The 17,392-nt window shown below is 72.4% G+C and carries 14 protein-coding genes; 2 read left to right on the top strand and 12 right to left on the bottom strand.

Annotation, left to right across the window (positions count from 1 at the left end; translation table 11 throughout):
- Positions 1 to 9: 9 nt before the first annotated feature.
- Positions 10 to 1,515, top strand: a complete 1,506-nt coding sequence (locus tag ACZ51I_RS08510) for a carboxylesterase/lipase family protein (RefSeq protein WP_468872720.1) — start codon at positions 10 to 12, stop codon at positions 1,513 to 1,515.
- 16 nt (positions 1,516 to 1,531) lie between these two features.
- Here the strand turns inward: ACZ51I_RS08510 and ACZ51I_RS08505 are convergent, their stop codons facing one another.
- The 12 genes from ACZ51I_RS08505 to ACZ51I_RS08450 all read right to left on the bottom strand — a co-directional run bounded on the left by ACZ51I_RS08505 (position 1,532) and on the right by ACZ51I_RS08450 (position 14,886).
- Positions 1,532 to 2,662: a pectinesterase family protein gene (locus ACZ51I_RS08505; RefSeq protein WP_468872717.1), complete on the bottom strand. Its 1,131-nt coding sequence runs from the start codon at positions 2,660 to 2,662 to the stop codon at positions 1,532 to 1,534.
- Positions 2,663 to 2,681: 19 nt separating this feature from the next.
- Positions 2,682 to 3,977: a pectate lyase family protein gene (locus tag ACZ51I_RS08500; protein WP_468872715.1), complete on the bottom strand. Its 1,296-nt coding sequence runs from the start codon at positions 3,975 to 3,977 to the stop codon at positions 2,682 to 2,684.
- Complete coding sequence (locus ACZ51I_RS08495; protein ID WP_468872713.1) at positions 3,974 to 4,780, bottom strand: rhamnogalacturonan acetylesterase; 807 nt, start codon at positions 4,778 to 4,780, stop codon at positions 3,974 to 3,976. The genes ACZ51I_RS08500 and ACZ51I_RS08495 overlap by 4 nt, the downstream gene beginning before the upstream one ends.
- Positions 4,777 to 6,123, bottom strand: a complete 1,347-nt coding sequence (locus ACZ51I_RS08490) for an ABC transporter substrate-binding protein (protein ID WP_468872711.1) — start codon at positions 6,121 to 6,123, stop codon at positions 4,777 to 4,779. Before ACZ51I_RS08490 ends, ACZ51I_RS08495 begins: the two co-directional genes overlap by 4 nt.
- Before the next feature lie 63 nt (positions 6,124 to 6,186).
- On the bottom strand, positions 6,187 to 7,725 hold the full coding sequence (locus tag ACZ51I_RS08485; protein WP_468872707.1) for a glycoside hydrolase family 43 protein: 1,539 nt from the start codon (positions 7,723 to 7,725) through the stop codon (positions 6,187 to 6,189).
- Entirely contained in the window at positions 7,722 to 8,567 is an 846-nt protein-coding gene (locus ACZ51I_RS08480) for a DUF6807 domain-containing protein (protein WP_468872704.1), read from the bottom strand. Before ACZ51I_RS08480 ends, ACZ51I_RS08485 begins: the two co-directional genes overlap by 4 nt.
- Positions 8,564 to 9,727, bottom strand: coding sequence for a Gfo/Idh/MocA family protein (locus ACZ51I_RS08475; RefSeq protein ID WP_468872702.1), 1,164 nt, complete (start codon positions 9,725 to 9,727; stop codon positions 8,564 to 8,566). The genes ACZ51I_RS08480 and ACZ51I_RS08475 overlap by 4 nt, the downstream gene beginning before the upstream one ends.
- A gap of 26 nt (positions 9,728 to 9,753) precedes the next feature.
- On the bottom strand, positions 9,754 to 10,614 hold the full coding sequence (locus tag ACZ51I_RS08470) for a carbohydrate ABC transporter permease (protein ID WP_468872700.1): 861 nt from the start codon (positions 10,612 to 10,614) through the stop codon (positions 9,754 to 9,756).
- The gene (locus ACZ51I_RS08465; protein WP_468872698.1) at positions 10,611 to 11,507 is read right to left on the bottom strand and encodes a carbohydrate ABC transporter permease; all 897 of its coding nucleotides are present in this window, start codon (positions 11,505 to 11,507) and stop codon (positions 10,611 to 10,613) included. The genes ACZ51I_RS08470 and ACZ51I_RS08465 overlap by 4 nt, the downstream gene beginning before the upstream one ends.
- Before the next feature lie 105 nt (positions 11,508 to 11,612).
- Positions 11,613 to 13,334 carry an L-arabinonate dehydratase gene (gene araD / locus ACZ51I_RS08460; protein ID WP_468872695.1) on the bottom strand — a complete coding sequence of 574 codons (1,722 nt, stop codon included), beginning with the start codon at positions 13,332 to 13,334 and terminating at the stop codon, positions 11,613 to 11,615.
- On the bottom strand, positions 13,331 to 14,239 hold the full coding sequence (locus ACZ51I_RS08455) for a dihydrodipicolinate synthase family protein (RefSeq protein ID WP_468872692.1): 909 nt from the start codon (positions 14,237 to 14,239) through the stop codon (positions 13,331 to 13,333). Before ACZ51I_RS08455 ends, araD begins: the two co-directional genes overlap by 4 nt.
- Entirely contained in the window at positions 14,236 to 14,886 is a 651-nt protein-coding gene (locus tag ACZ51I_RS08450; protein WP_468872689.1) for a GntR family transcriptional regulator, read from the bottom strand. The genes ACZ51I_RS08455 and ACZ51I_RS08450 overlap by 4 nt, the downstream gene beginning before the upstream one ends.
- Before the next feature lie 220 nt (positions 14,887 to 15,106).
- Here ACZ51I_RS08450 and yicI point away from each other — a divergent pair, with 220 nt between their 5' ends.
- Positions 15,107 to 17,350: an alpha-xylosidase gene (gene yicI / locus ACZ51I_RS08445; protein WP_468872686.1), complete on the top strand. Its 2,244-nt coding sequence runs from the start codon at positions 15,107 to 15,109 to the stop codon at positions 17,348 to 17,350.
- The last annotated feature ends 42 nt before the right edge of the window (positions 17,351 to 17,392 follow it).

Below are 17,392 nucleotides of genomic sequence, written 5' to 3'. Positions count from 1 at the left end.
CTGAGGTCCATGGACATCTTCAAGACGACGAACGGTGCGGTACGGGGCTTCCGGGCGTCCGCCGACGTCGTCGCCGTGCTCGGAATCCCGTACGCCGCACCGCCGTTCGGCTCCCACCGGTTCCGGGCGCCCGCGCCGGCGGCCGTGTGGTCCGGAGTGCGCGACTGCACGGCCTTCGGCCCCGTCGCCCCGCAGTCGGCCGAGCTGCCCGGCTCGCCCGTGTGGTCGGCCGGCGACGAGGACATCCTCACCGTCAACGTCTGGACCCCGGCCCCGGACGGCGGCGCCCTGCCCGTCCTGGTCTGGATCCACGGCGGTGCCTACACCTTCGGCTCCTCGGCCCAGCCCGACTTCGACGGTGACGCCCTGGCCCGCGCGGGTCTGGTCGTGGTCACCCTCAACTACCGTCTCGGCTTCGAGGGGTTCGGTCATGTTCCCGAGGCCGGTGCGGGGGAACACCCCGACAACCGGGGCCTGCTCGACCAGGTCGCCGCCCTGTGCTGGGTGCGGGAGAACATCGCCGCGTTCGGCGGCCACCCCGGCAACGTCACGGTCGCCGGCCAGTCCTCCGGAGCCGCGTCGGTCGCCTGCCTCATGGTGATGGACCGGGCGCGCGGCCTGTTCCACCGGGCCATCGCCCACAGCCCCGCCAGTCCCTGCCACACGCGCGACATCGCCGCCGCGACCACCCGCGAGGTCGCCGCCGCGGCCGGCTGCCCGGCCACCCCCGAGGGCCTGGCATCGGCGAGCCCGCAGGACCTGGTCACCGCGTCCGACCAGGTCGTCGAGGAGTACCGGCGCGACCCCGCCTCCGGATCCCGCCACTACGACCCCTCCCTCTACGCCCCCGTCCTGGACGGAGACGTCCTGCCCGTCGACCCCCTCACGGGCCTTGCCGCCGGGGCGAGCCGGGACGTTGACCTCCTCGTCTGCCACACCACGGAGGAGTACTGGCTGCTCGACGCCGTCGGCAGCAGCGCGAAGGTCACCACGGAGGCGCAACTCGGGCGGTTCGCGGCCGACTTCGGACTGCCCGAGGGTCTGGTACCCGGGTATCGCGCCGTGATGCCCGACGCCCCGGTGCTCGACGTCTACCTGGCCGTCTTCGGCGACCTCCTCTTCGGGGAGTACACCCACCGGCTCGCCGAGCAGCATGCCCGGGGCGGCGGCCGGGCCTTCCTGTCGCGGTTCGACCGCCGGCGCACCGGCCCGCACGGCGCCGTGCGGGCCTGGCACAACGCGGACGTCCCCTTCGCCTTCGGCAACGTCGACAAGGACTGCTCGGCCTTCCTCATCGGCGGCGCCCCCACCTCCGCCGACCACGAACTGGCCGGCCGGATGGTGCGCGCCTGGGCCGCCTTCACCGCCACCGGAGACCCGGGCTGGCCGTCGTACGACGACGCCACCCGGCAGACGAGGGTGTGGCGGACCGAAGGAGAGGGGGAGGAACGGGCCGAGCCGGCCGAGCTCCGTGCGCTCTGGGCCCCGGCCGCCTTCCCCCTCCTGCGCCCGTGAGCGCGGCGACCACGCGTCAGACGCGGGGTCTTCGGGGAGCCCAGTCGCCCAGGTAGGTCGTCCTGGTCGCCGGGGCCGCCCCGGCGGGGTCCAGCTGGGGACGGTTCTCCAGGACGGTGGTCACGGCGCCCGGGCCGGTGTTGCGGTACTCGGCGAACCGCTGCTCCTGCCACGGACAGGCGTCCCGCATGTTCGCGTACGGGGCGACGGCGTCGATGCCGGGGCCGAGGACGCTGTCCCGGACCACGAGCGACGGCCAGGCCGTGGGATCCGAGCTCGGCACCCAGGGCCGGGCCAGCTTGTAGAAGCCGTCCGGGGCCTCGCTGGTGACCCGGCAGCGGGCGGCGAGGAAACCGTACGGGTTGTCCCGGGCCGTGGAGGGCGCGAAGACGAAGCCGTACGGCGCCGCCGCCAGGTCCGGGCGGACCAGGGTGCGGAAGTGGCAGTGCTCGAAGACCGCCCGGGCCCGCCCGAAGACGAAGTCGACGTCGCCCTCCACGTAGCAGTGCGCGAAGTACTGGCGGGCCACGGCCGTGAGCGCCGCGGAGTCGGCGTACAGGGTGTCCTGGTGGCCGAGGAACCGGCAGTGGAAGAAGGCCGAGCGGTCACCCTGCACCTTGAGCGCGACCGCCTGGGTGCCGGAGTTCCCCGGCAGGTCCGTACGGAGGAAGTCGTTGGCGAAGGTGACCCCGTGGGCGGTGAAGCCGTCGGCCTGGACGGTGGTGGTCGCGGAGCCGCTCGTGCCGTAGGTGCCGCCCCCGGGCCGGGGCGTGCCGGCCGCGTTGGCGTACACCACGACGACGTCCCGGGGATCCCCGCTCGCGCCGATCCAGGTCATGTCCGTACGGGCGGGGCTCACGGCGACCGTCTCGCGGTACGTGCCGGGGGCGAGCACCAGCGTCCAGCCGGGTCCCTCGGCGGAGGCGACCGCCGCCTGGACCGTGGTGTGGTCGCCCAGGCCTCCGGGGTGGACGTAGAGCGTCCGAGGGGTGAGCCGGTCGGCGGGCGAGCCGAGGCGGCCGAAAGGAGTCCGGGGTGCCGCGGTGGCGGTCCCGGAGGGCAGGGCCAGGGCGAGGGCGGCGCCGAGGCCTGCGGTGAGCAGCGTCCGGCGTCCGGGGCCGCCGGCTGCGGTGGGGTGCGTGGGCATCGGAAGGTCCTCCAGGGACTCAGCGGAGGCGGCCGGCGCCCGCGTAGTGGCCGACGAGGGCGGGGACGGCCTTCGGGTGGTCGACGCGGGTCCGCAGGACGGGCGTCCAGCCGGCGTCCGCGCGGAGCTGCTCGGCGGGGTACTGCGCGTTGTGCACGGCGAGCAGGTCGACCGGGCTGCCGTTGACGTAGTTGCCGGAGGTGGTGACCGGCGCGTCCTTCCACTTCTTCAGGATCTTCCCGGCGGGAACGTCGGCGGCGAGCGTGAACGCGTTCTTCTCGGCGACCAGGTGCGACTCCAGGCCGATGCCGAGGCTGTAGACGTATCGCGGACTCGGCACCCTGAAGTGGTTGTTGTACGCGTCGACCTGGCCGAAGCGGACCCGGGGCGCGCGCTCCACCACGTCGTCGAAGAGGTTGTGGTGGAGGGTGACCCGCAGCCTGCCCCGGTCGGTGGCGCCCGCGCTGTCGCTGTTGCCGATCATCAGCGTCTTGTCGTGGTCGGTGAAGACGTTCCAGGACGCGGTGACGAGGTCGGCGCCGCGCACGACGTCCAGCTCGCCGTCGTGCTGCTGGTACACCTCCCCGTAGTACGAGGGCAGCGAACTGTCCGGGTGGGCTCCGTCGGTGAAGGTGTCGTGGTCGATCCAGACGTGGCTGGAGCCGTACACGACCAGGCTGTCGTACTCGGAGTTCCAGGCGCCGGTCGCGCCGTCCGTGGGGTCCCACTGCGGGAAGCAGTCGAGCGGGGACTCCAGGGTGAGATTGCGGACGATGACGTTGTCGACGCCCTGCACCTGGAGGCTGCCGCCGGTGATCCCCGCGTGCCGTCCCACCCCGACGATCGTGGTGTTGGCGGGCACCTTGACCTTGATGGCCTGCCCCTGTGCCGTGGCCGAGGCCGCCCGCAGCTCCTCCTGGGGGCCGCTGACCTCCTTCTCGTACCCCCAGACGGCCGGGTCGTAGTCGGCCAGGTAGCGGGTGAAGTCGTAGCCGGGGGCCTCGAAGGCGGCGCAGCCGGCGGCGGTCGCGTTCAGGACGCCGGCCACCTTCACGATGCGGGGCTCGGTGCCCGGCACGGCGAGCGCGTCGCGGAACTCCTCCCAGGTGGTGACGGTGAAGACCCGGGAGGCGTCGGCGGCCGATCCGCCGGTGGTGCCGGTGCCGTCGGACGCCCAGCCGTCACCGGCCGGCAGCGTCGCGCGGGCCGGGTCGGCGGCCGGCCGGTGGGCGGGGTGGGCACCGGCCACGGGCGCGGTGACGGTGAGGACGAGGGCGGCCGCGGCCACCACTCCCAGCTGCGTGCGTCGGTTCATGTGCGGCTCTCTTCGGAAACGGGCCAGGTGATCCGCGCGGGGTCGATCGCGTCGTCGAGGCGACGGGTCTCGCGCGGTGTGAGGACGTGCGTGGCGAGCAGTTCGGCGGTGACGAGCCGGGCCACCTCGATCGCCCCCGGCGGGTTGAAGTGCGTGTTGTCCTGCTCGGTCGCCGTCCAGTTGAAGTACGTCTTCGTGGCCTCCGGACCCAGCCGCTGCCACAGGGCCAGGGACAGCGCCTCGATGTCGAGCAGCGGTACGTCCCACTCCGCGGCCGCCTCCCGCATCGCCGCCGGGTAGGCGCCGTGGGTGCGCAGGGCGGTGCCGTCCACGGCGAACTTCCGCCGCTCCACGGAGGTGGCGAGCACCGGGAGGGCGCCCCGGGAGCGCGCGCCCTCGACGAAGACCCGCAGGTTGTCCTGGTAGGTGGTCCACGGCTCGGTGTAGCGGGTGGGGTCGGCGACCTTCTCGTCGTTGTGGCCGAACTGGACGAGGAGGAGGTCGCCGGGGCGCAGCGCCGCCAGGATCGGATCGAGCCTCCCCTCGTCGAGGAAGCTCTTGGTGCTGCGTCCGTTGACGGCGTGGTTGGCGACCCTCAGGCCCTTGTGGAGGAAGAAGGGGAGCGCCATGCCCCAGCCGGTCTCCGGTGCGGCGTCGGCGTACTTCTGGGCGGCCGTGGAGTCGCCCGCGAGGAAGACGGTGCGCATACGGGGGTGTCCTTGGGCTCGGGCGGCGGGGGCCCCGGCCAGGGCGAGCGCGAGGCCCGCCCCGGCCGTGACGACCGCGCGGCGGCCGACGCTCACCTGTTCTGCTGCTTCCACTCGGCCTGGGCGGTGTTCAGCTGCTCGGCCAGGTGGTCGAGGAACTCCTTCGCGGTGGACTTGCCGAGCAGGACCTTCTGCAAGCCGGGCTCGTTGTCCGCCTTGGAGATCGTGTTCCAGTCGGGCAGGTAGTACGGCAGCTCCACGATCGTGGCCTTGCCGCTGAAGAGGACCTCGGCGCCCAGCTTGGTCGGCTCGGCCTCCGCGAGCCACGGGTCGGCGGCTGCCTCGGTGTTGGCGGGGATCGCGCCGGCCGACCTGTTCCACTTGCTGTTGGAGGCGTGGGAGGCCGCGAACTCGATGAACTTCCAGGCCGCGGCCTTGTTCCTGCTGGAGGAGAACAGGCCGAGGCCGTCGACCGGGTTGGAGACCTGGACCCGGGTGCCGTCGTCGAGCGTCGGGTTCGGGATGCCCCGGAACTTGTCCGTGCCGAGTGCCTTCACATGGTCCTGGTACGAGCCCAGGTTGTGGTTGAGCATGCCGATCTCGCCGCTGTCCCACTGGGCGACCATCTTGGTGAAGTCGTTGTTCACGTCGGCGGCCGGGGTGTTCTTCTTGTACAGCGCGGCGTACTTCTCCAGCGCGGCCACGTTCTTCGGGTCGTTGACGGTGGTCTTGTCGCCGTTCCAGAAGCTGGTGATGCCGCTCTGGCCGTACATGGCGTCGAGCGCCTGGGCGATGGAGCCGGCTCCGCCGCGGATCGTGTAGCCGAAGCGGTTCTTGTCGGTGGCGGTCAGCTTGTCGGCCGCCGCGTAGAACTTCGACCAGGTGGTGGGCGCGGGCAGGCCCGCGGCCTTGAACAGGTCGGTGCGGTAGTACAGCACGCCGTTGCTGGCGGAGGTGGGGACGGTGAACAGCTTGTCCTGGCCGCCCGCGGACTTCACGCTCGCGAGCATGCCCGCGTTCAGCTTGCCCTTGAGCGAGCTGCCCTCGACGCGGGCGTCCAGAGGCTCCAGGGCGTTCTGCGCGGCGATCCCGGCGAGCATCGCCGCGCCGACGCCGCCCACGTCCGGCAGGCCGCCGCCCTGGATGGCGGTGTCGTACTTGGACTGGACCTCCTTGGAGGCGATCCCGACGTACTCGACGTCGATGTCGGGGTTCGCCTTCTCGAAGTCCGCGATGATCTCCTTCCAGACCTCGGTGCGGACACCGCCGTTGTTGTCCCAGAAGGTGATCTTTCCCTTGCCCGATCCCTCCGTGCCCTTGTCACCGCCCGCGCCGCTGCCGTCGTCACCGCAGGCGGTGGCGGTCAGGGCGAGGACACAGGACAGGGCGAGGGCGAGGGCGAGGGCGGCTCTGCGCCGTCCGCCGGGGAAGATGGTCATCGTCGGCTCTCTTCTCTCGGGGTGTTGCGGGTGATGGGGACGTGGGGGAGTTCGTAGGGGAGTTCAGGACGCGGTGACGCGGAACGCGGAGAACACGGCCGTCCCGGCGTGCCCCGCGCCCGCCGGCGCGCCCGCGAACAGGCCGAGGAGCGCGCCGACCCACCGCCAGGGCGTGGCGGCGAACTCCGGCCCGAGCCGGACCGGACCGGCGGCATCGTCGACGGAGTACGAGAACCGGCAGCGCGCGTCCGCCGTGACCTCGATCCGCAGCAGGGCCCGGTCGCCGGGCACGGGCAGCGCGTGCGCCGCGTCCCGTTCCCGATCGGAGCCGGCCGGGGCGAAGCGGTGCACCAGCCGCACCGAGCCGTCCGGGGCGCGTTCCAGACCGAGCCAGGCGTACGCGTCGCCCAGGACGACCAGGCCGGCGCGGGCCCCCGGCGCCCCGGCGTCGAGCCGCAGCCCGACCTCGACGGTCAGGGCCCCGGCCGGCAGCCGCTGGGTGAGCACGTGCGGCACGCCCCGCAGATCGTCCAGGTGTCCCGTACGCACACAGTCGAGGCGCAGGCCGTCACCGTTGTGCTGACTGGCCCAGCCCTCCGCCGGGTTGGCGGTCCACTGCCACTGCCGGCCGAAGCGCCCGCCGGGGAAGCTGTCGTCCACCGCCGGCCGCGCGGGAGGCTGCTCCGGCAGGTCCGGCTTCCGGTGGACCCGGACGGGCGCGCCGTCCGCTCCGAGCACCGGCCAGCCGTCCGCGCCCCAGCGCATCGGCTGGAGGTGGACGAGTCGGCCGTGCGCGCCCGACTGCTGGAAGTGCACGAACCAGTCCTCGCCCCGCTGGGTGCGGACCCAGCCGCCCTGGTGCGGGCCGTTGACGTCGGTGTCGCCCTGCGCGAGGACGATCCGCTCCTCGTACGGGCCGAAGAACGACCGCGAGCGGAACGCGCCCTGCCAGCCGGTGGCCACGCCCCCGGCCGGCGCCAGGAGCCAGAACCAGCCGTCGTGCCGGTACAGCTTCGGGCCCTCCAGGGTGAACCAGCCGGGGATCCGGTCGGCGTCGACGAGGATCCGGCCCTCGTCGAGGACCTTGCCGCCGTCCGGGCTCATCCGGTGGCCGATCAGCCGGTTGTTGACGCCCGCGCGGGACTTGGCCAGGGCGTGCACGAGGTACGCCTCGCCCGACTCCTCGTCCCACAGCGGGCAGGCGTCGATCAGCCCGAGGCCCGCCTTCACCAGGTGCGGCGCCGTCCACGGGCCGCGTATCGAGGCGGCGTTGACCTGGAAGATCCCGTGGTCCGGATCGCCCCAGAAGATCCAGAAGCGGCCGTCGTGGTGGCGGAACGAGGGCGCCCACACCCCGCGGTCGTGCCGGGGCGCGGTGAACGCGGCGGCCGGTTCGAGCCGCTGCAGGGCGTGGCCGAGGAGCGTCCAGTTGACCAGGTCCCGGGAGTGCAGCAGGGGCAGCCCGGGGGCGCGGCCGAAGCTGGACGCGGTCAGGTAGTAGTCCTCGCCGACCCGCAGCACGTCCGGGTCCGACCAGTCGGCCGCCAGGACCGGATTGCGGTACGTGCCGTCGCCCAGGTCGCCGGTGGCGGTGGCGCTCATGCGGCCACCGCCTTGCGGACCAGGGCCGCGGCGTCCGCCCGGTCGAGCCGGCCGTCGGCGACCACGGTCACCACCCGGCGTACGAGGGTCTCCCCGGCCGCCACCGGGAGCCGCGCGTCGTACGCGAGGGAGGACCCGACCCCCGGGTACTCGGCGGCGCGCACGAACCACGGGTCACGGCGGGTCTGCGCGGTCACCCCGGCGAACACCAGGGTCCAGCCGTCCCCGGCGAGGGCGACCCAGTCGGCTGGGGAGCCGTGGACCGATGCTTCGTCGCCACCCTCCGACCCGAACACCGCGGGTACCGTCGCCTCCTTCGGCGCGCGCCAGAAGAAGCCGCCGTACGCGGCGCCCGGCCGGCCGTTCGTCGCCGGGCTGCCGATCGACAGCTCCCGCCCCGACACGTTGGCGAGGGAGAAGGTGAGGTCGAGCGCCCAGGCGGTGTCGGTGAGGGCGGTGGCCGCCACCGTGCGGTGCTCCCGCAGCAGCCGTTCGCCGCCGGCCGTCCAGCTCAGCTCCTCCACGAAGCCGTCCGGGTCGCACAGCTTGAAACCGTCGTGCCGCTGCGTCCCGTGGTTGTCGATTTCTACGGAGCCCCGGCCGCGGACGAAGGTGCGGCCACCCCAGAAGTTGTGGCCGGCGACGTCCGGCACGGCGACGCCCGCGCCCAGGTGGTGCGGGTGGTCCTCGGGCAGGGTCTCGGTCACGGGGAGCCCGGCGAGGGTGGTGACGGGGTGGAGATAGGGCCGTGGGGAGTGGCCGGCGGACAGCTGGGGCCGGGTGGTGTAGCGGGCGACGGCGCGGCCCGCGCAGCGCAGGACCGTGGGGGCTTCGGGGGTCATCGGGCCTCCGCCTGGCTCGACGGCGCCCAGGCGGCGCCGAGTTCGGAGAAGAGCCGGAGGGTGTCGGCGCTCGCGTCGACGAGGGCGTCGACGCCGTCGACGACCCGGCGCGGCGCGCTCTCGCCGGGCTCGGTGTGCCAGTGGGCGGCGGGGACGTCCACGGGCTCGGGAGCGGTCCGTACCGCCTCGACGACCCGCATGAACGCACCGGTCTCCGCCGGGGGCACCCACAGGCCCTCGCCCTCGGTGACGTGCGCGACCAGGTTCTCCAGGAGGTCGGTGCGGCCGTACTCGGTCTCCACCGGCCCGTGCCCGGCACGCTGCACCAGGACCCGGTCCTGCCGGTACCAGAAGGTGATCCGGCCCTGGCTGCCGTGCACGATCACGTACGGCTCCGCCGGCTTCTCGGCGCACAGCGTCGCCGCGACCGTGACCGGGGTGCCGGCGGAGGTCACGATCCGTACGGCCGAGGTGTCGTCGGACTCGATGGCGTGGGCGCGCAGCAGCTCCGTCTCGATGTGCGGGGCGTCCTCGGCGCGGGTGGAGCCGGAGAGCGCGAGCGCCGTGGCGACGGCGTGCGCGAGCGGGTTGGTGAGGGCCCCGTCGACCACGTCCACGCCGTCGAGCCGCCGGTGACCGGCCCAGGGCGCGCGCCGGAAGTACGCCTCGTCGCGGACCCAGGCCCCGGCCGCGCCGACGCCGAGGAGTTCGCCGATCGCGCCCTCCTCCACCATTCGGCGGATCGCGGGCACCGCGTGCGAGCCGAGCGACTGGAAACCGATCTGGCAGGCCACCCCGGCGGCCTCGACACCGTCGGCCATCCGGCGGAACTCGGCGTACGAGGGGGCGGGCGGCTTCTCCAGGAGGATGTGCGCCCCGTGCCGGGCGGCGGTCAGCGCCATGTCGGTGTGGGTCTGGATCGGGGTGGAGAGCACGGCGATCCGGGCGCCGGTGGAGACGAGCAGCGCCTCGAAGTCGGCGGACTGCTCGGGGTCGCCGATGCCGTCGAGTTCGACGGCGTCCAGCGGGCGGAGCTCGCAGACCCCGGCGAGACGGACGAGACCGCGCTCTTCGAGACGGCGGATGTTGAGGAGGTGGCTGCGGCCGTGGCCGCGGGCGCCGGCGAGGACGACGGGCAGCGGGGTGCGTGGGGTGTTCATGTCTTCCTTGTTCGTGGGGAGGCCGCTCATCCCTTCACCGCCCCCGCGCTGAAGCCGGTGACCAGCCACTTCTGTATGAAGGCGAAGACGACGACCACGGGGACGGCGGCGATGACGCCGCCGGCGGCGAGCGCGCCGAGGTCGACGCTGTCGGCGCCCATGAGGGTGTTGAGGCCGACCGGGATGGTCTGTTTGTCCTGGCTGCTGAGGAACATCAGGGCGAAGAGGAAGTGGTTCCAGGCGTGCACGAAGGCGAAGGAACCGACGGCGACCAGGCCGGGCCGGAGCAGCGGGAGGACGACGATCCGGAAGGCGTGGAACCGGTTGCAGCCGTCGACCCAGGCCGCCTCTTCGAGGGAGTACGGGACGTTCCGGATGAATCCGCTGATGAGGATCATCGACAGCGGAAGCTGGAACACGGTCTCGGCGATGATGACGCTGCCGAGGGAGTTGATCATCCGCAGTTCGGCGAAGATCTGGAAGAGGGGTACGAGGAGCAGGGCCCCCGGCACGAACTGGGAGCAGAGCAGGGCCAGCAGGAAGCCCTTCTTGATCCGGAAGTCGAAGCGGGCGAGGGCGTAACCGCCGGCCAGGGCGACGACGGTGGTCATCACGAGGACGGCGACGCCGATCAGCAGACTGTTCTGGAAGAAGACGGCGAAGTTCCGCTCGGTCCACACCTTCTCGAAGTGCGCCGTCGTCATCGGCCACGGCAGCAGCGAGGTCGACCCCGCGGGACGCACGGCGAAGAGGAGGATCCAGTAGAAGGGGACGAGGGTGAAGAGGAGGTAGATGCCGAGCGGCAGATAGATCTGCCAGCGGGGTACTTCGTCCCAGGCCCGGCTGCGGCGGCCGGGGACGGCGATCAGGGGTATCGCGGCAGTCACTTGCCGTCGCCTCCGAACTTGCTCAGGCGCAGATAGACCATCGAGCAGAAGAGAAGGATCACGAACGCCACCGTGGTGAGGGCGGAGGCGTAACCGAAGTTGTGGGCGTCGACACTGGTGTGGGCGATGTACAGCGGCAGGGTCGTCGTCTCGCCCGCGGGGCCGCCGCCGGTCAGCGTGTACAGCAGGTCGACGTTGTTGAACTCCCACACCGCGCGCAGCAGCGTGGACAGGACGATCGCGTCCCGCAGGTGGGGGAGCGTGATGTGCAGGAACTGCCGGACCCTGCTCGCCCCGTCGACCTCGGCCGCCTCGTACAACTCCCGGGGGACGGACTGGAGGTCGGCCAGGATGAGGATCGCGAAGAAGGGCACCCCGCGCCACAGGTCGGCGACGATCGCCGCCGGGAAGACGGTCGCGGTGTCGGAGAGCCAGGACGTGCCGTACGTGCCCATGCCGAAATCCGCGAGGTAACGACTGATACCGGTCTGGGAGTTGTAGAGCAGGACCCAGATCGCCGAGGTGAGGACGCCCGACACCGCCCAGGGCGAGAAGACCAGGGCCCGGCCGAGGGCGCGGCCGGCGAACGTCTGGTTCACGATGAGGGCGAGCGCGAGCCCGAAGAGGAGCTGGAGCGTCACCTCCACGACGACCCACTTGAGGCTGAACGTCAGCGTGCCCCAGAAGTGCGGGTCGTCGGTGAAGATGCGGGTGAAGTTGTCCAGGCCGGCGAAACCGTTCCGCCACGGTTTGGTGGGGTTGTGGTTCCGCAGGCTGTAGTAGAAGACGCTGAGCACCGGGTACGCGATGAACCCCAGCATCAGGAGGCCCGCGGGGGCGATCAGCAGGTACGGCAGGGCGGCTCGGCGTGAGGGGGTCACAGCTGAGGCCATGACGGCGGCTCCGTTCTCGGTGAAGCGCTTCGCGAACGACGTTCGAGATTTCGGGCAGGCGCGGTGAGGAGAGTGCGGGCGGGCGAGAAGAGGTTCGGGCGGGGCTCAGCCCGCGTACGGATCGGGGGTGGTCCCCGGCCTGGCCAGGAAGGCGAAGTCGCAGCCGGTGTCGGCCTGGGAGATCTGCTCCATGTAGAGCGCGCCGTAGCCGCGCTCGTACCGGGCGGGAGGCGGTGTCCACGCCGCCCTGCGGCTGTCCAGCTCCTCGTCCGTGACGTGCAGGTGGAGGGAGCGTGCCGCGACGTCGAGAGTGATCGTATCGCCGGTACGGACGAGGGCAAGGGGTCCGCCCACATGCGACTCGGGCGCCACGTGCAGCACGCACGCCCCGTAACTCGTCCCGCTCATCCGGGCGTCCGAGATCCGGACCATGTCCCGCACCCCCTGCTCCAGGAGGTACCGGGGGATCGGCAGCATCCCGTACTCCGGCATCCCCGGCCCGCCCTTCGGGCCCGCGCCGCGCAGCACGAGCACATGCTCGGCCGTGATCCCGAGCGCCGGGTCGTCGATGGTCCGCTGCATCGTCCGGTAGTCGTCGAAGACGACCGCCGGGCCGGTGTGCTGCAACAGCCGCGGCTCGGCCGCGATGTGCTTGATGACGGCGCCGTCCGGGCACAGGTTGCCCCGCAGGACCGCGACCCCGCCCTCCGCGGCCAGCGGCCTCGACCGCTCCCGGATCACCTCGTCGTCGTGGACGAGGGCGCCGGCGAGCTGCTCGCGCAGGGTGGCGTGCGAGACGGTCGGCCGGTCCAGATGGAGCACGTCCGTGAGCCGGGACAGGAAGCCGGTCATGCCGCCCGCGAAGTGGAAGTCCTCCATCAGATAGCGCCCGCCGGGCCGCAGGTTCGCGAGCACCGGCACGGTCCGCGCGATCCGGTCGAAGTCGTCGAGGGTCAGCTTCACCCCCGACCGGCCGGCCATCGCGATCAGATGGATGACGGCGTTGGTGGAGCCGCCGAGGGCCAGGACGGCGGCCACGGCGTCCTCGTACGCCTCGCTCGTGAGGATCCGGGAGAGGCGCAGGTCCTGGCGGACGAGCTCCACGATCCGAAGCCCCGACGCGGCGGCCATCCGGTCGTGCCCGGAGTCCACCGCGGGCACCGAGGAGGCACCCGGAACCGTCACGCCCAGGGTCTCGGCGGCGGCGGTCAGCGTGGACGCCGTGCCCATCGTCATGCAGTGGCCGGGGGAGCGGGCGAGGCCGTTCTCCAGCTCGGCCATCTCGCAGTCGCCGATCGTCCCGGCCCGCTTCTCGTCCCAGTACTTCCACATGTCCGTGCCGGAACCGAGGGTCTCGCCCCGCCAGTGCCCCGGCAGCATCGGACCGGCCGGGACGAAGACGGCCGGCAGGTCGACCGAGGCCGCGCCCATCAGGAGCGCCGGGGTCGTCTTGTCGCAGCCGCCCATCAGGACCGCGCCGTCCACCGGGTACGAGCGCAGCAGCTCCTCCGTCTCCATCGCGAGGAGGTTGCGGTAGAGCATCGGCGTCGGTTTCTGGAAGGTCTCCGACAGGGTGGAGACGGGGAACTCGAGCGGGAAGCCGCCCGCCTGCCACACGCCCCGCTTCACGGCCTGCGCCCGGTCGCGCAGGTGGACGTGGCAGGGGTTGATGTCGGACCAGGTGTTGAGGATCGCGATCACCGGCTTGCCGAGGTGCTCCTCGGGCAGGTAGCCGAGCTGCCGGGTGCGGGCGCGGTGGCTGAACGAGCGCAGCCCGTCCGTGCCGTACCACTGGTGGCTGCGGAGCTCCTCCGGGCGCCTGCTCATATCGGCCACCCGGCGGCGATCGCCGCGACCTCGGCCCGCTCCGCCTCCGGGAGCTCCCGGCTGGGCGGGCGGATGTCGCGGCGGCACAGGCCGAGCGAGGCGAGGGCCTCCTTCACGACGGTCACGTTGTCGGCGCTCGCGTTGGCCGCGCGCAGCTCCTCGAAGCGGCGGATCCGCTCCCACACCTTCATCGCGGTCGGGTAGTCGCCCGTCCGCAGGGCGCCCAGCATCTCCAGGGAGAGCGCGGGGGAGACGTTGACCAGGCCGGAGGTGAAGCCGGTCGCGCCGCTCGCGAAGTACGCGGGCGCGTACGGCTCGGCGAGGCCCGCCACCCACACGAACCGGTCGAGCCCCGCGTCGCGCGCGAAGCCGGCGAACCGGGCCGCGTCCGGGACGGCGTACTTCACGCCGACGACGTTGGGGCAGGCGGTGCCGAGTTCGGCGAGCCGGGCCCCGCTCAGGAGCGGGTTGCGGACATAGGGGACGACGCCCAGCTCGGGCACGGCCTCGGCGATGGCCCGGTGGTAGTCGACCCAGCCGCTCTCGGAGACGTACGGGTGGACGGGCTGATGGACCATCACCATGTGGGCGCCGGTGGCGCGGGCGTGCCGGGCGGCCTCCACGGCGGTCGGCACGTCGTGTCCGACGCCGACCAGGATCGCGGCGCGGCCGCCTGCCTCCTCGACGGTCACCTCGGTGAGGGAGCGGCGCTCCTCCGGGGTGAGGGCGTAGAACTCGCCGGTGTTGCCGTTCGGCGTGAGGGTGCGGACCCCCGCGTCGAGCAGCCGGCGAAGGAGCGCGCGGTGCGCGGCGGTGTCCACGGAGCCGTCCTCGGCGAACGGGGTGACGGGGATGGCCACGACGTCGGCGAGGGCGGCCCTCATCGTCTCGAATTCCATGCTCACTCGCTGTCCAGGGGGGATGAGGGGAAGGCGCGCTCGACGAACGAGGCGATGTGGTCGTGCACGGCCCGGCCGGCCCCGTCGACGTCGCCGGCGACCGCGAGGCGCAGGATCTCCTCGTGCTCGGCGGCCTCGCGCTCCCAGGAGGGGATGGCGGCCCAGGCGACCGTGGAGACCAGGGCCGCCTGGTCGCGGACCTCGTCGAGCATCCGGCCGAGCAGCGGGTTCCCGCAGGGCAGGTAGAGCGCCCGGTGGAAGTCCCGGTTGGCCAGGGACCGTTCGGCCGGGTCCTCGGCTGAGGCGGCGCGGCGCAGGGCCTCGTCCGCCGCGTCGAGCGGGGCGCGGGAGGCGACGGCCCGGCGGACGGCCTCGGGCTCCAGGAGCAGACGGACGTCGTAGACCGCGCGGGCCATGTCCGCGTCGACCATCCGGACCGTGACGCCCTTGTACTGGCTCATCACCACGAGCCCGCTGCCCGCGAGGGTCTTGAGCGCCTCGCGGACCGGGGTCTTCGAGACCCCGAAGCGCGCGGCGAGTTCGGTCTCCACGAGGGCCTGGCCGGGTCTGAGACCCCCGGTGAGGATGTCGTGCTTGATCGCCTCCAGGACGTACTGGGTCCTGGAGGGGATGGGGCTGGGGGCGAAGGCCATGGAGCACTCTCAGATCTCATGTATCGCGTCTCATATATGACGTACGAAGTGCAACGGGCATGAAGCTAAGGGGGCGTTCGTGTTTCGTCAATGGATCGCGCAAGCGCTTTCTGGAAACACGGGGCCGACGCCCCCGTGGGGCTGGCCCCCCGATTTGTTTTCTGGGATAACTATTGGGGCTGGGAGCAGCCCCCGTCCCCACCCCGTCCCGAGGACCCGTATGAAGTTCACCGACGGCTTCTGGCTGATGCGCGAGGGCGTCCACGCCTCGTACGCCACCGAAGTCCGCGATCTGCGTTCGGAAGCCGACGGCTTCACCGCCCACGCCTCCGTCAAGCGCGTCGCCACCCGCGGCGACACCCTGAACTCGGCCCTGCTGACGGTGGAGTGCCACGCACCCGCCGAGGGAGTGATCGGGGTCCGCGTCACCCACCACGCGGGAAAGGCCCACCGGGGCCCCGACTTCGCCCTCTCCACCGGCGGACCCGGCCACGGCACCGTCCACCAGGACGGCCCCGTCGTCGAACTGGCCTCGGGCCCGCTCCGGTTGCGCCTGGACCGCTCGAAGCCCTGGACCCTGGAGTTCCTCGAGGCCGGCGGACGGACGCTCACCGAGGCCGGCCGCAAGGGCACCGCCTTCGTCACCACCCCCGACGGCGCCCACCACATGGCCGTCCAGCTGGCGCTCGCCGTCGGCGAGCAGCTCTACGGCCTCGGCGAACGCTTCACGCCCTTCGTGAAGAACGGCCAGAGCGTCGACATCTGGCAGGCCGACGGCGGCACCAGCAGCGAACAGGCCTACAAGAACATCCCGTTCTACCTCTCCTCGCGCGGCTACGGCGTCTTCGTCAACCACCCCGGCCGGGTCTCCTTCGAGCTCGGCTCCGAGGCCGTCGGCCAGGTCCAGTTCAGCGTCGAGGACCAGACCGTCGAGTACTTCGTCGTCGCGGGCCCCACCCCCAAGGAGGTCCTCAGCCGCTACACGGCCCTCACCGGCCGACCCGCGCTCCCGCCCCCGTGGTCCTTCGGCCTGTGGCTCACCACCTCCTTCACCACCCCGTACGACGAGGAGACCGTCACCTCCTTCGTCGACGGCATGGCCGACCGGGACATCCCGCTCTCCGTCTTCCACTTCGACTGCTTCTGGATGCGCGAGTACCAGTGGTCCGACTTCCGCTGGGACCCCGAGACCTTCCCCGACCCCGACGGCATGCTCACCCGCCTCAAGGCCAGGGGCCTGCGGGTCGGCCTGTGGATCAACCCGTACATCGCGCAGAAGTCGGAACTCTTCGCGGAGGGCGCCGACCGCGGCCTCCTCGTCCGCCGGCCGAACGGCGACGTCTGGCAGTGGGACCTGTGGCAGCCCGGCATGGCCCTCGTCGACTTCACGAACCCCGAGGCCCGCACCTGGTTCCAGGACAAGCTGCGCCCGCTCCTCGCGCAGGGCGTCGACTGCTTCAAGACCGACTTCGGCGAGCGGATCCCCACCGACGTCGTCTGGCACGACGGCTCGGACCCCGAGCGCATGCACAACTACTACGCCCAGCTCTACAACCGGACCGTCTTCGAACTCCTGGAGAAGGAGCGCGGCAGCGGCGAGGCCGTCCTCTTCGCCCGCTCCGCGACCGCCGGCGGCCAGCAGTTCCCCGTCCACTGGGGCGGCGACTGCTGGGCCTCCTTCGAGGCCATGGCCGAGTCGCTGCGCGGCGGCCTGTCGCTCTCGCTCAGCGGCTTCGGCTTCTGGAGCCATGACATCGGCGGCTTCGAGGGCACGCCGTCGCCGGAGGTGTTCACCCGGTGGCTGGCCTTCGGGCTGCTCTCCTCGCACAGCAGGCTGCACGGCAGCGACTCGTACCGCGTGCCGTGGGAGTTCGGCGAGGAGGCCGTCGAGGTCGCGCGCCGATTCACCCGCCTCAAGCACCGCCTGATGCCCTACCTGTACGGGGCCGCCGCCGAGGCCCACACGACGGGCGTCCCCGTGATGAGGCCCATGCTCCTGGAGTTTCCCGAGGACCCCGCCTGCCGGACCCTGGACCGGCAGTACATGCTCGGTCCGGACCTCCTCGTCGCCCCCGTCCTGACCCCGGGCGGCGAGGTCGAGCTGTACGTCCCCGAAGGGGAATGGACGCACCTCCTCACCGGCGAGACGGTCACCGGCCCCGGATGGCGCCGCGAGACCCACGCCCTGGACAGCCTCCCCCTCTACGTCCGCCCCGGCGCCGTCCTCCCCCTGAGCGCCGACGACACCCGCCCGGACGGCGACTGGCTGAACGGCCTGACACTGCTCGTGACCCCGGGCCCCGTGCGGACGCCCCTCACGGTGCCGGCCCACGACGGCACCCCGGCGGCGACGTACGCGGTGACGCGCACCCCGGACGGGCCCACGGCCACGGCGACGGGCACGACCCTGCCGTACGAGGTACGGACGCTGGGGAGGGGGCCCGGGGAGATGCCGGGGGTGTGAGGCGCGGCTTTCGGAACGCGGGCAGGTGGTCGCGGGCGCCTG

This window comes from Streptomyces sp. NPDC034084 (assembly GCF_055575535.1).
The sequence above is the reverse complement of the archived record's forward strand: the minus strand, read 5'-3'. Positions and strand labels throughout refer to the sequence as shown.

Excerpts from the sequence above, each read along its gene's own strand:
- ACZ51I_RS08505 (WP_468872717.1), bottom strand. The coding sequence starts at position 2,662 with ATGCCCACGCACCCCACCGCAGCCGGCGGCCCCGGACGCCGGACGCTG.
- ACZ51I_RS08485 (WP_468872707.1), bottom strand. The coding sequence starts at position 7,725 with ATGAGCGCCACCGCCACCGGCGACCTGGGCGACGGCACGTACCGCAAT.
- ACZ51I_RS08480 (WP_468872704.1), bottom strand. The coding sequence starts at position 8,567 with ATGACCCCCGAAGCCCCCACGGTCCTGCGCTGCGCGGGCCGCGCCGTC.
- ACZ51I_RS08475 (WP_468872702.1), bottom strand. The coding sequence starts at position 9,727 with ATGAACACCCCACGCACCCCGCTGCCCGTCGTCCTCGCCGGCGCCCGC.
- araD (WP_468872695.1), bottom strand. The coding sequence starts at position 13,334 with ATGAGCAGGCGCCCGGAGGAGCTCCGCAGCCACCAGTGGTACGGCACG.
- ACZ51I_RS08465 (WP_468872698.1), bottom strand. The coding sequence starts at position 11,507 with ATGGCCTCAGCTGTGACCCCCTCACGCCGAGCCGCCCTGCCGTACCTG.
- ACZ51I_RS08490 (WP_468872711.1), bottom strand. The coding sequence starts at position 6,123 with ATGACCATCTTCCCCGGCGGACGGCGCAGAGCCGCCCTCGCCCTCGCC.
- ACZ51I_RS08500 (WP_468872715.1), bottom strand. The coding sequence starts at position 3,977 with ATGAACCGACGCACGCAGCTGGGAGTGGTGGCCGCGGCCGCCCTCGTC.
- ACZ51I_RS08510 (WP_468872720.1), top strand. The coding sequence starts at position 10 with ATGGACATCTTCAAGACGACGAACGGTGCGGTACGGGGCTTCCGGGCG.
- yicI (WP_468872686.1), top strand. The coding sequence starts at position 15,107 with ATGAAGTTCACCGACGGCTTCTGGCTGATGCGCGAGGGCGTCCACGCC.
- ACZ51I_RS08450 (WP_468872689.1), bottom strand. The coding sequence starts at position 14,886 with ATGGCCTTCGCCCCCAGCCCCATCCCCTCCAGGACCCAGTACGTCCTG.